This is a genomic window from Anabaena sp. FACHB-595 (assembly GCF_048568275.1).
Lineage (GTDB): Bacteria > Cyanobacteriota > Cyanobacteriia > Cyanobacteriales > Nostocaceae > Trichormus.
This window is the reverse complement of the sequence record NZ_CP183473.1, coordinates 450307-463014: the sequence shown is the minus strand read 5'-3', so window position 1 is coordinate 463014 and position 12708 is coordinate 450307. Positions and strand designations below refer to the sequence as shown.

General features: G+C 43.5%; 9 protein-coding genes. 8 read left to right on the top strand and 1 reads right to left on the bottom strand.

The annotated features are described in order from the left end of the window. The first annotated feature begins 71 nt into the window (after nucleotides 1-71). The 8 genes from ACN222_RS01950 to fhuB all read left to right on the top strand — a co-directional run bounded on the left by ACN222_RS01950 (nucleotide 72) and on the right by fhuB (nucleotide 10866). Nucleotides 72-1892, top strand: a complete 1821-nt coding sequence (locus tag ACN222_RS01950; protein ID WP_010994570.1) for an IucA/IucC family protein — start codon at nucleotides 72-74, stop codon at nucleotides 1890-1892. A gap of 71 nt (nucleotides 1893-1963) precedes the next feature. Then, nucleotides 1964-2545, top strand: coding sequence for a GNAT family N-acetyltransferase (locus ACN222_RS01945; protein WP_010994569.1), 582 nt, complete (start codon nucleotides 1964-1966; stop codon nucleotides 2543-2545). After that, nucleotides 2539-3822, top strand: a complete 1284-nt coding sequence (locus tag ACN222_RS01940) for a lysine N(6)-hydroxylase/L-ornithine N(5)-oxygenase family protein (RefSeq protein ID WP_010994568.1) — start codon at nucleotides 2539-2541, stop codon at nucleotides 3820-3822. The genes ACN222_RS01945 and ACN222_RS01940 overlap by 7 nt, the downstream gene beginning before the upstream one ends. Continuing rightward, a complete protein-coding gene (locus ACN222_RS01935; RefSeq protein WP_010994567.1) occupies nucleotides 3819-5015 on the top strand; it encodes an MFS transporter in 1197 nt (398 codons plus the stop codon). Before ACN222_RS01940 ends, ACN222_RS01935 begins: the two co-directional genes overlap by 4 nt. A 173-nt stretch (nucleotides 5016-5188) precedes the next feature. Further along, nucleotides 5189-6997, top strand: a complete 1809-nt coding sequence (locus ACN222_RS01930; protein ID WP_044520601.1) for an IucA/IucC family protein — start codon at nucleotides 5189-5191, stop codon at nucleotides 6995-6997. Between the two features lie 150 nt (nucleotides 6998-7147). Then, complete coding sequence (locus ACN222_RS01925) at nucleotides 7148-7969, top strand: ABC transporter ATP-binding protein (protein ID WP_010994565.1); 822 nt, start codon at nucleotides 7148-7150, stop codon at nucleotides 7967-7969. Then, nucleotides 7966-8868, top strand: coding sequence for an ABC transporter substrate-binding protein (locus ACN222_RS01920; RefSeq protein ID WP_010994564.1), 903 nt, complete (start codon nucleotides 7966-7968; stop codon nucleotides 8866-8868). The genes ACN222_RS01925 and ACN222_RS01920 overlap by 4 nt, the downstream gene beginning before the upstream one ends. A 57-nt stretch (nucleotides 8869-8925) precedes the next feature. Next, on the top strand, nucleotides 8926-10866 hold the full coding sequence (fhuB, locus tag ACN222_RS01915) for a Fe(3+)-hydroxamate ABC transporter permease FhuB (protein ID WP_010994563.1): 1941 nt from the start codon (nucleotides 8926-8928) through the stop codon (nucleotides 10864-10866). 111 nt (nucleotides 10867-10977) lie between these two features. Here the strand turns inward: fhuB and ACN222_RS01910 are convergent, their stop codons facing one another. Next, on the bottom strand, nucleotides 10978-12390 hold the full coding sequence (locus ACN222_RS01910; RefSeq protein ID WP_044520599.1) for a 1-acyl-sn-glycerol-3-phosphate acyltransferase: 1413 nt from the start codon (nucleotides 12388-12390) through the stop codon (nucleotides 10978-10980). Nucleotides 12391-12708 lie beyond the last annotated feature (318 nt).

The window sequence follows — 12708 nt, the reverse complement described above, 5'->3', positions numbered from 1 at the left end:
GAGAGAGGGAGAGCGAACAACTCTCCTCACTCCCAACATTAAATAACTTTCACCCAAACAATACACTAGACATGACACCATACACAATTGCCAAACCAACCTCGGTGCTGGTGGAATATCGCACTGATAAACAAATTGCAGAACAAGCAACTATTCACAGCTTTTTGAATTGCTATCTGCGCGAAACCAACACGGGTAAACTCATCACCACCGCGACAAAAGACGCTGATATTTTAGAAGTTTTCCAAAACACAAATACAAAATCGCTCATCTGCTGTGAGTTAAAGCAACAAAATCTGAGATTATTAATCGGTTTAAGATATTACTCACCCACAGGTAGACATTTATTTGCTTTTCCCCTTTATTATCAAGTAGATAAAGGTAATTTACTTGAACTGGATTATCTCACCTTAGCAACGCTCATTACTAAAGAATTATCCTTAGCTGGTGGTAGCAATAGCCATCAAGATGAACTGATTTTGCGAGTGATTCAAAGCTGCAATCACATTGAATATTTCGTTCAGAAACGGCGACAAGATATAGAAAAGCTCTATACTTTTAACAGTAATTTCATCGCATCTGAACAAGCTTTAGTTTTTGGACACCATTTACACCCCACCCCAAAAAGTCGGCAAGGTTTTGCTGACCATGAATTGTCAATTTATTCGCCAGAATTAAAAGGTAGTTTTCCTCTGCATTACTTCCGCATTCATCAGTCAATGGTACTGGAAGGTTCGCAGCTATCACAGACAGCAACAACGCTGATTAAATCAGAATTATTGGCTGATCCAAAGGTTGATAATCAATTCAAAAATACTTACTGTAATGAAGATGAATATGCTTTATTACCGATACACCCTTGGCAAGCTAATTATTTACTGCAACAGCCACAAATTCAACAATTAATTAAGCAAGAAATATTGCAAGATTTAGGTTTAGTCGGTCGAGCATATCAACCTACATCTTCAATTCGCACTGTCTATCATCCAGATGCGGCATTTATGTTAAAATTGTCGCTGAATATCAAAATTACCAACTCTGTCCGCACTAATTTATATAAAGAATTAGAACGGAGTTTAGAAGTTCATCAAATTTTAACAAGTGAAATTGGGCAACAACTTTATCAGCGTTTTCCTGAGTTCCAAATCATCACTGATCCTGCTTATATCACCTTAAAAATTGATGGTGTTGCTGTTGATGGTTTCTCAACAATTCTGCGAGAAAATCCGTTTTTAAATAATCCCCAGACGGATGCAACTTGTGTAGTAGCTTTATGTCAAGACTCTATTTTGGGTAACGGTTCACGATTAGCACGGATTATTGAAGAACTAGCACAACAAGAAAACCGTTCGACTGAGGCGGTGAGTTTGGATTGGTTCAACCGTTATTTACAGATTTACTTAGAGCCAATTCTCTGGTTATATTTCACTTACGGGATAGGACTAGAAGCCCATCAGCAAAATAGTGTTGTACAGTTAAAAAATGGCTATCCTGAGAAGTTCTTTTATCGTGACAACCAAGGTTATTATTACCGTCGTTCTTGTCATCAATTGTTAGATAATATTTTGCCGGGGATTAGTCAAAAGAGTGAGACAATATGTGATGATGAGGTTATTGATGAACGATTGACTTACTACTTGTTTTTTAATAATTTGTTCGGGTTAATTAATGCTTTTGGTGTAGCTGGACTTGTAGATGAGGAATTACTCTTAGGGGAGTTGCGAAACATCTTAGGCAAATATTCTGAACATTCTTTAGTGAATAATTTACTTTTTCAATCACAGTTACTTTGTAAGGCTAATCTTCTCACCCGGTTTCATAATCTGGATGAACTGGTGGGGCCAGTTTCTACACAGTCTGTCTATGTTGCTGTTGATAATCCTTTGATGTAAACGCAGAGGGACGCAGGGGTTTACGCAAAGTAACGCAGAGAGTTTATGAGAGGAATTTGAGGCTGAAGTTTATGTCGGTTAGTATGATTAATTACAGTTACGCAAGGTTTGATGCTGCAATCAATAAAACTATTGCTTTTCGTCCGGTGGTTTTGGAGGAGGATTTAAACCTGATTCATAACTGGATGAATCAACCTCATGTAATTCCTTTTTGGAATTTAGCCTTTGATTTGGAACGGATGCGGGAGCATTTACAAAGGACTTTAGCAGATAAACATCAAACTCTTTATATTGGTTGTTTAGATGATGAACCGATGAGTTATTGGGAGTCATACTGGACAATTGATGATATTGTGGCTCGACATTATTCAGCAGAAGCGACAGATCAAGGTATTCATTTGTTAATTGGGGAAACCAAATTTTTAGGTAAAGGTTATGCTTTGCCACTGTTACGGGCAATGGTATTTTTTCAATTTGAAAATACAGCAACTCAAAAGATTATTGCTGAACCAGATATTCGCAATCAAAAGATGATTCATGTTTTTGAAAAGTGTGGTTTTGAGTTTCAGAAAGAGATTGAATTACCGGATAAATTTGGGGCGTTGATGTTTTGCGATCGCCAGCTATTTTTTCAGAGGTGGAAAGCATGGTAAATTGTGTTTATGACTTGATTGGTATTGGTCTTGGGCCTTTTAATTTAGGTTTAGCGGCGCTGTTAGAACCAATAACAGAGATTAAGTCTTTATTCCTCGAACAAAAGCCTCAATTTCAATGGCATCCAGGGTTGTTACTTGAGGGGACGACAATTCAAGTACCATTTTTGGCAGACTTGGTGACAATGGCTGAACCTAGTAGTAAATTCAGCTTTCTTAGTTACCTGAAAGCTAAGTCTCGTCTCTATAATTTTTACTTCTGGGAAGAGTTTCATATTCCCAGGCGAGAATATAACGATTACTGTCAATGGGTAGCAAAGCAATTACCAAATTGTTACTTTGGTGAACAGGTAAAAAGTATTGATTGGGATGAAAAAGCGCAGGAATTTATAGTGTCTGGTACTAATTTCATCTACCGTTGTCGCAATTTGGTTTTAGGCGTTGGGACTGTTCCCTACATACCGCCTTGTTTCCGTGATTTAGTATCAGAAAATGTTTTTCACTCGTCCAAATTTCTCCATCAAAAAGTAAGCTGTCGTCAAGCGAAATCAATCACAGTTATCGGTTCTGGACAAAGTGCAGCCGAGGTTTTTTATGAACTATTGCAAGAGCAAGAAAACTATGATTATCACCTAGAATGGCATACTCGTTCTTCCGGCTTTTTCCCAATGGAATATTCCAAATTGGGGTTAGAACATTTTTCACCCGATTACATCCATTATTTCTACCATCTGCAACCAGAACAGCGAGACGAACTATTAACTAAACAAGGGTTGCTGTATAAGGGAATTAGCTTTAACACCATAGCCAAAATATATGATTTGCTTTACGAGCGTTCCGTTGCTGATAATTACCCTGATGTTAAATTACTCTCTGGAGTAGAAGTTAAAGACATAGAACCCACTGCTGAAGGTTATCGTCTCACCTATCGCCATTCTCATCAGCATCAACCATTTATTCATGAAAGCGATCGCATTATCTTAGCTACAGGCTATCATCACGCCACCCCTAATTTTATGGCAGATATCCGCGATTTGCTGCAATGGGATGAAAAAGGGCGTTACAAGGTAAATTTTGACTATCATCTCTCCCTGACTCAAGACATCCCCAACCGGATTTTTGTCCAAAACGCTGAGTTACATACCCACGGGATTGGTGCGCCAGATTTGGGTTTAGGTTGTTACCGCAATTCTGTCATTATCAACTCCTTAACGGGACGCAATACGTACCCAGTACAACAGCGCAACGTCTTTCAGCAATTTGGTCTAGTCCCATGAAGCATCGGCTACCCCTCATCTCAGGTGCATTATTTTTATGTGTGTTCTTGAGTATTTTCAACGAGGTTTTACTGTCACCCTTTTATCCCCAGTTTTTCCGTAAAGTCTTTGGCGTGACAGATTTAGCCTACACCGGTTACTACATCTTTGTGTGTCGGTTAACCGTGGTGCTGTGTGCGCCTGTGTGGGGAGTGTTGTCACGCCGCTTTGAAGTCAAACACCTACTCTTTGTTGGACAATTGGGTGCAGCCTTCATGACAGCCTTGATGGGTACAAGCAGCAGTGTAGAGCAATTTCTGATGTACACAATTTTGCTGTTACTGTGCAAAAGCAGTTATTTGCTAGTGTATCCCCTCATTATCCAACTAGGAGGTGAAGAAAAACGAGCTGCGATCGCCGGCACATACCAAGCTGTATTTCATGGTGCAATTATCATCGCTACCATCGTCGGCGCATTTATGGTCAATATTGACACACCCTTAATTATTTTTTACGGGATTGCCGCAGCCGATCTTTTACAACTTGCCATCTGTGCTTATATGTTGCGGGGTGTATCTACCGCAGGGGGGCAGGGAGCAGGGGGCAGGGGAGAAAATCAGCCAGTAGCACCAAACCAACTGGGTTACATCATCGCTATCGGGGTAGTAATTCTCACCTTCCAACTAGCCAATAACTTAGTCCGTCCCTACTTCACAGCCTATGTTACCGCCGAACCACTAAAAGTTGACCTGCTCACAAGTAGCTTGTTATTTCTGATACCCAGTGTAATGGCGATCGCTGCCTTACCCTATATTCGTCAAGCCTGTCGTCCCGAACGCCTCCATACCATCTACTTAGGAAGTTTAAGCCTACTCATCGTCAGCTTAGGCATACAAGGATTATCATCCAACCTACCCTTACTCATCCTAGCGAGGATAGTTTACGGCTTCTTCCTAGCAGTCACCCAAGCCGCCTTAGAACTGCAAATATTCAACAAAAGCACAGCCAAACACCTCCACTTCAACTACAGCCTTGCCACCTCCTTCGCCAACATCGGACACTTAGGCGCACCCCTTTTAGCCTCCTGGCTAGTCAACACCCACAGCCTAGCCTCCCCATTCATCGCCGCCACCATAATTTGCTGTCTAAACCTCCTATTCTTTCGCTATGTTCCGAAGGCAGGCGGCAGGCGGCAGGCGGCAGAAGGATTTTAACTCTGTTTCTCTTAAATCTGATTTTTCACGTTATGTGGAAAAATCTACGCTTAACCTAACCCCCTAACCCCCTTCCCTAGTAGGGAAGGGGGAAAATTCAAAGCCTCTCTCCGTGTCGGGGAGAGGTTTGGAGAGGGGTTATCCAGAACCCGTGAAAATTCCCAAACAAAAATATGCAAAACCTAACCAAAATCCTCCAATACCCACGCTGGCAAACAGTTAGCCAAAAACTCCTAGCCAAAATGCTCTCCGAATTCATGTATGAAGAAATCATCAAACCGGAGACAATAGAACAAACAGCAGAATATACCCTCTACCACCTCGCCCTCCCCGAAGGCATCGCCTACAACTTCCAAGCCAAAAAACGCCTATTCGACAGCTACCGCGTCATCCCCGCATCTATCCAACGACGAGAAGCGGGAGAATTTTCCCCAGCATTCAACCCCCTGCAATTCGTCCTCGATATTCACACATTTGTAGGAATGACGGCTGAAACCACAGCTCATTTAATCAAAGAACTCAGCAACACCCTACTAGCCGACGCACATATTCAAACCAAAAAAGAAACCCAAGATATAGACTTACTCAATTTAGATTACCCCTCATTAGAAGGGGAAATGGAAGGACACCCCTGGATAACCTTCAATAAAGGACGCATTGGTTTTGGCTATGACGATTACCTAGCCCACGCACCCGAAAGTAAACAGCCAGTTTCCCTCTTTTGGATTGCTGTTAGCAGTGAACGCGCCCAATTTAACGCCATCCCAGGACTAGATTATGTCACCCTCATTCAAGAAGAATTAGGCGCAGAAAGTCTTGCGGAATTTACGGCTATTTTAGAACAACGTCATTTCAGCCCCGCAGATTATTATTTTCTTCCCGTCCATGATTGGCAATGGAAAAATATCATCACCCTTTTGTTTGTGGAAGAAATAGCCACAGGTGGAATTATTCCCCTCGGCTACAGCCAAGATAAATATTTACCCCAACAATCGATTCGCACCTTTGCTAATATCAGCTATCCGCAGAAACGGTACGTTAAATTACCCCTGAGCATTTTAAATACTCTCGTTTACCGTGGTTTACCAGGCGATCGCACACAGGTTGCCCCACTGGTTACAGAATATGTAAAATCGATTTGTGATCATGACCCTTTCCTCAAAGATGAGTGTCGCTTAATTCTTCCTGGGGAAATTGCCAGCATCAACTACGATCATCCATACTACAGCCAGCTTTCAGGCGCACCTTACCAATATAAGGAAATGTTGGGTTGTCTATGGCGCGAGAGTGTTTTAGCTTACACCAAAGCCGATGAACGTCCAATTACTTTAGCGTCTTTATTACATATCGATGGTAACGGTCAACCCTTTATTTCTCAACTGGTAGAACGTTCTGGACTCAGTTTAGATGAATGGTTATCTCGACTATTCAACACGATTTTACCGCCATTACTACATTACCTCTACCGCTACGGCGTGGTTTTCTCCCCCCACGGTGAAAACACAATTTTGGTGCTGAAGGATTTTGCCCCCCATCGGTTAGCGATGAAAGATTTTGTCGATGATGTAAATATCAGTCGTCATCCCCTACCGGAATTAGAGACTTTAACACCACAACTCAAAGCCGTTTTGTTGACTGAACCACCAGAAGGATTATGTCAATTTATCTTTGCTGGCTTGTTTATCTGTCACCATCGTTATCTGTCTGATTTATTGGCAGACTACCACAACTACCCAGAACAGACCTTCTGGACAAAAGTCAGAGAGACGATTTTAAGCTATCAAAGTCGTTTCCCCGAAATGCAAGACAGATTTGAGTTATTCAACTTGCTAGCACCCCAATTTACCAAGCTGTGCTTGAATCGCAATCGCCTGATTACTTACGGTTACGCCGATGATGGCGATCGCCCCCATGCGGCCGCCTTCGGTAAAGTGAATAATGCTTTGTATACAGTAGCCCAATTAATGCCAATGGAGCGCTAATAATTCTCAATATTGAGGAAAACACTTGACAAAGATACTCATAATTAGGTTAGCTATATAGTTGTTATAGGCAACAGAAAGCAATCTTCAAGGGCAGTAATAGTTAACTATTACTGCCATTAACTATCAGGAGGTCAGGAATTGCCAGCGATGGACTACGCCCCACCTACGGTGATCGCATCTCAAAATCTGCAAATTGCCTATGATGGCAAAATTATCGTTCCTGACCTCTCAGTCGCGTTTTCTCTGGGAGAAATCACCGCCTTACTAGGGCCGAATGGTTCTGGCAAAAGTACCGTTCTCCGCACCCTTGCCAGACTTATGCAACCAAGCAAGGGTACTATCTATCTGCATGGGCGTGATATTAGCCACATACCCACAAAAGAGTTAGCCAAACAACTGACGATATTACCCCAATCTTCAGAAGCACCTCCAGGTGTAACTGTGTGGGAATTGATTGGTTATGGACGCTATCCCCATCAGAATTTATTAGGGGGTTTTTCTCAAAAAGATATCGCTGCGATGGAATGGGCGTTGGCTGTGACTGGCTTAGAACCTCTAGCAAACAGAATAGTCGATACCCTCTCCGGTGGGGAACGCCAAAGGGCTTGGATTGCAATGGCCTTAGCACAGCAAACCCAAGTGTTATTACTCGATGAACCCACAACGTTTTTAGATATCCGCCATCAAATAGAAGTTTTAGCCTTAGTACGACGACTCAACCAAGAACACGGAATTACCGTCGGTTGGGTGTTACATGACTTGAATCAAGCCGCAGCCTATAGCGATCGCCTGATCATGCTCCAACAAGGAAAAATAGTCACCGTAGGTACTCCCCAAGAAGTAATGACAGCCAGTAATATTCAGCAGGTGTTCGGCGTAGAAATGACCGTGATTCCCCACCCCATCAATGGCTATCCTACTTGTTTACCTTGCCATCTAGGTATTCCACAAGGAGAGTTAAGCAGATGAGCAAATTCACTAGACGCGCTTTTTTAACTACAGCGACTGCTTCCGCCTTAACTGTGGCTTGTGGACAGAGAGAACAACCACAAACTTCTAATCAAACTGCAACGAGAGTAATCGCCCTGGAATGGGTGTATGCGGAAAATCTTTTAGCTTTGGGAATCCAACCTGTGGGGGTTGCAGATATCCAAGGCTATAAACAATATGTGAATGTGCAACCATCTTTAACTGAGAGTGTAGTTGATGTAGGGACACGCCAAGAACCGAATTTAGAAGCGATCGCCCAATTAAAACCTGATTTAATTTTAGGTGTAGAGTTAAGACATAAGACTATTTACGATACCTTATCTGCGATCGCCCCCACCCTCATATTTAACCCCTATCCCTCTGCGGAAAACTCAAATCAACTTGATGAGATGCAGCAAACATTCCGCAAAATTGCGGAACGCGTCAACCGTCAAGATGTAGGGGAAAAAGTTCTTCAGCAAATGCAAACCCAATTTCAAACAGCAGCCACCCGCATCAAAAATACTCAAAAACCCGATTTCGTCCTCGGACAATTTAGCGACAACGCCCCCCAAATCCGCCTTTTCACCGATAACTCAATGGCTACACAAATCCTTACAGCCATCGGTTTGAAAAACGCCTGGAAAGGAGAATTTGACCGTTTTGGATTCAATACAGTGTGGATAGAAGCACTACCAACAGTAGAAACCGCCAACTTCATCTATATTTCCGCCCCCAATAGCCCCTACAAACAACAACTAGAAACTAACCCCGTCTGGCAAAGACTACAATTCGTCCAGCAAAAAAGATTGTATGCGATCGCCCCAGACACCTGGCTATTCGGCGGCCCCCTATCAGCCCAAGTTCTACTACAAAAAGTCATCGATACCCTCACATAATACCCCTCCGCGCAACCTCCGCGTTAACCTCTGCGCCCCTCCGCGTTTAAAATCCTCATGCTCAAACCCCGCCCCCTGCTCGCCGGAATCCTCCTCCTCCTCCCCCTTCTTCTCCTCCACAGCCACCTTTTCACCGCCCCAGAAGACATCCTCCGCTACATCAAACTACCCCGCACAACCATCGGGATATTAGCAGGCGCATCTCTAGGAATCGCCGGCGCATTATTCCAAACGGTCACCCGTAATCCCCTAGCCTCACCCGCCACATTAGGAGTAAACGCAGGTGCATATTTAGCCGTCACCGCCACAACCATCTTTGCACCAGAGATATTTGCTTGGTCGCCTTTATTGGTAGCATTCACAGGTGGTTTATTAGCAGCCTTATTGGTATACGCCATCGCCGGGAAAGAAATTACCCCCATCCGCCTCACCCTTTCAGGAATGGCTGTTTCCCTCGCCTTAGCCGCCTTCACTTCCGCCCTACAACTACTCTACGAAAACCAAACCCGTGATTTATTTTTTTGGGGTGCGGGTTCTTTATTACAAACCAATTGGCAGGGAAGTATTTACGCTGCACCTAGAGTATTATTAGGCGCGATCGCAGTTTTCACCATTGCCAAACCCCTAGATGTCCTCCTCATGGGTGAAGATGTCGCCCGTTCCCTCGGTTCAAAAGTCCAGTGGACACGTTTATCTAGCACCCTACTAGGTATATTTTTAGCATCCGTTGCGGTGAGTGTAGTCGGGCCGATTGGCTTTGTAGGTTTAGTTGCACCCCACATAGGCAAATTGATGGGATGTCGTCAACACCAAATTTTATTACCATCAGCAGCGATTTGGGGCGCAGTCATATTATTAGGGGCTGACTTAGTAGCACAACAGATATCTAGTGAATTACCTGCGGGTGGTATCACAGCTTTATTAGGCGCACCGTTTTTAGTCTGGTTGGTGCGTTCATCGCCGCGTCTGTTGAGTAAGACAGAGGGGAATAATGCTTTACCAATACAAATAAAATCCCGCCTCCAGTATCCTGCTTTACTTCTGTTGGGGTTATGTTGCTTATTACTAGTGCTTTTATTGGGATTATCCCTGGGCAATATTCATTTAGATATTCATCAACTAACTCAAGTCATTAGTGGTAATAGTGACGCACTCACCGAAAGAATAGTCTTATACTTACGCCTACCCCGGTTACTAGTAGCATTATTAGCAGGAGCAGCCTTAGCCATCAGTGGCTTATTGTTACAGGGAGTAGTCCGCAATCCCCTAGCTGGCCCGGAAATTATGGGGATTACTTCAGGTGCAGGTTTTGGGGCTTTATTGGTATTAGTATTGATACCTAATGCACCCGTAACATTTATACCGATTGCCGCGTTTATTGGTGCAGTTGTCGCCTTTGGTGTAGTTTACCTAGCAGCTTGGCAAAACGGCGTAGCACCAGGGAGGCTAGCTTTGGTAGGAATAGCTGTGTCTGCGTTTTGTGCGGCGGGAATTAACTTGTTGGTAGTTAAGTCAAAATTACAAGTAGCTCAGGCCTTGGTGTGGTTAGCTGGGAGTACCTACGCTCGCCAGTGGGATGAAGTATGGCAATTGTTGGCTTTTCCCTTAATTTTATTGCCTTTGGGCTGGTTATTTGCCCGTAAATTAGATGTGATGGCCTTAGGGGAAGACTTACCATTCATTTTAGGTATGCGTTTACAGCAAGCTCGTGGTGTAATATTAGCGATCGCAGTTGCTTTAGCTGCTGCTGCTGTCTCTACGGTGGGAACTATTAGCTTTGTCGGGTTAATTGCTCCCCATGCTGCACGTTTATTAGTCGGTTCTCGACACCGCCAACTAGTACCAATCGCGGCAATTTTCGGTGCTATTTTAGTCACTTTAGCTGATACCATCGGGCGCGTTGTTTTAGCTCCCAAAGAAATTCCCTCTGGGTTAGTCACCGCCCTTATCGGTACACCTTATTTCCTCTGGTTACTAGGAGGAAACCAAAAGCATTAATTAACAATTCAAAATACCCTGCGGGAAGGCTGCGCCAACAAAATTCAAAATAAACCACCTGCTGTAGAGACGCGATTCATCGCGTCTTCTTCTTCACCCAATCCCCAGTCCCTAATCAATCAAATTTTCTAAAGCCACCTGTAAATCTTGAGTTAAATTATTCACAGCCCTTTTAGCCGCTTGGCGGTTATCATGCACCTTTTCCCAGCGTTCCGTGACAGAAATTGGCTCACCTACCTTAATTACCGCCTCCCGTAAACCTAACCTTGGTCGTCCTGGTAGAGTGGATTCTTGTATGCGAGAAAGCATATCAAACATTAGTAAAGCCGTCTCGGCAAATCTGTCTGCACTATATTTTTCCTGTATATAGGTAGCATTCACAGCCACAAAACTTTCTACCAGACGCATATGCTGTATTCGTAAGTCTGCTTCTTGGGCTACCCAGTCGGCGAGTCCCCGTTTGAAGGAAGGTAAATTATCCATATCTGGTAAATCTTCTCTATATATGCGATTCCAACTGGCTTCTTCTAAACGGCGACAACGGTCTATAAAATTACCTTGGGCTGGAATACCAAAATACTGCTCGGAAACTTGTAACGCTTTATCTAATAAATGATGCAGTCTGGCAATTAACACCTGATTGGGCGTGGTAGATTCTTCTGTGGCTACGGTGTTGGGGATATCTTGATGATAGAAGCGGCGATAAAACTCTTCCATCTCTGTAATTAAATATTCACCCAGGCGGCAGATGCGTTGAGCATAAATTTCTGGTTGATTGATTGCAGACTCCCCAACTGATTGCACTGGTAAACCGCTATCAACTTCTAACTTACTCAACAACTCATCCAATTTAGACCAAGGCGGCGTAACATAATGATATTGGATAGATACCGGCACAATCACCACAGTTTCAGTCCGGTTAGCTTTTTTCAAGTCTTCCACACACCAAAACCCCAATTGGGAAACACCGGGTTCCAGAGGGCTGACTATGCCACTGTGACCATTATTCCCGCCTTCAGGGGCAACAGCAATGGGGAATGGAGCGTTAGCGAATAAATCCCTTGCTGTTTGAATAGCTTGCCTATCTAACCGTCTTCCGCGCCGAATTGGCACACCTCCCAACTGAGAAAACAACCAACCCAACCAATTTCCAGCCCATATAGTCATTCCTCTGTCATAGACAAAATGACTGTGAACTGGGTATTGCAACTTAATACCTTTTTGACGCGCCACCTGTGGAACAATGCGAGAAATTAAGTACAACATACACAGAGGGTCTTCTACCTCTGGGTGGCGAAATGCCATTAAAAAGCGAATTTTCCCACTTTGGAATTGTTGATAAAGTTCTGCTAATATCTCGGAATTTTCTGCTTCAATTTTGACGATACCAGCCGGGAGCCAAGGGCGCGTACGAAAGCGCAACACCAGGGGTAGTAACCACTGCATTAACCTGAGGATGAGGGGGTTAAAACTATGGGGGATAAATTTTAGGGGTGGTTGGGTAGAGTTGATTAATTTCGGCAAGTGATACTCCCGACTATATTATCCAAAATGAATGCCTAAGCTAATGCGGGTCTAAATTGCATAACTAACGCGATGTGCAACTTATTTTTGAAACCCCTCTCCAAACCTCTCCCCGAAGCGGAGAGAGGCTTTGAATCTTGCTCCCCTTCCCTCGCAGGGAAGGGGTTGGGGGTTAGGTTTGAGAGAAAGTTGCACACGGCGTTAACTACTAATAAGGGCTGTTGACTGTTAACTGTTAACGGTCAACTGTCAACAGTCTTCACGATGAATTATGCAACTTAAAAGCAGAATAGCCTAATTGATTTTGCCACTTTTAAA

Bases quoted from the DNA above. Each gene is read 5' to 3' on its own strand.
- ACN222_RS01950 (WP_010994570.1), top strand. From the start codon at position 72: ATGACACCATACACAATTGCCAAACCAACCTCGGTGCTGGTGGAATAT.
- ACN222_RS01945 (WP_010994569.1), top strand. From the start codon at position 1,964: ATGTCGGTTAGTATGATTAATTACAGTTACGCAAGGTTTGATGCTGCA.
- fhuB (WP_010994563.1), top strand. From the start codon at position 8,926: ATGCTCAAACCCCGCCCCCTGCTCGCCGGAATCCTCCTCCTCCTCCCC.
- ACN222_RS01920 (WP_010994564.1), top strand. From the start codon at position 7,966: ATGAGCAAATTCACTAGACGCGCTTTTTTAACTACAGCGACTGCTTCC.
- ACN222_RS01940 (WP_010994568.1), top strand. From the start codon at position 2,539: ATGGTAAATTGTGTTTATGACTTGATTGGTATTGGTCTTGGGCCTTTT.
- ACN222_RS01930 (WP_044520601.1), top strand. From the start codon at position 5,189: ATGCAAAACCTAACCAAAATCCTCCAATACCCACGCTGGCAAACAGTT.
- ACN222_RS01935 (WP_010994567.1), top strand. From the start codon at position 3,819: ATGAAGCATCGGCTACCCCTCATCTCAGGTGCATTATTTTTATGTGTG.
- ACN222_RS01925 (WP_010994565.1), top strand. From the start codon at position 7,148: ATGGACTACGCCCCACCTACGGTGATCGCATCTCAAAATCTGCAAATT.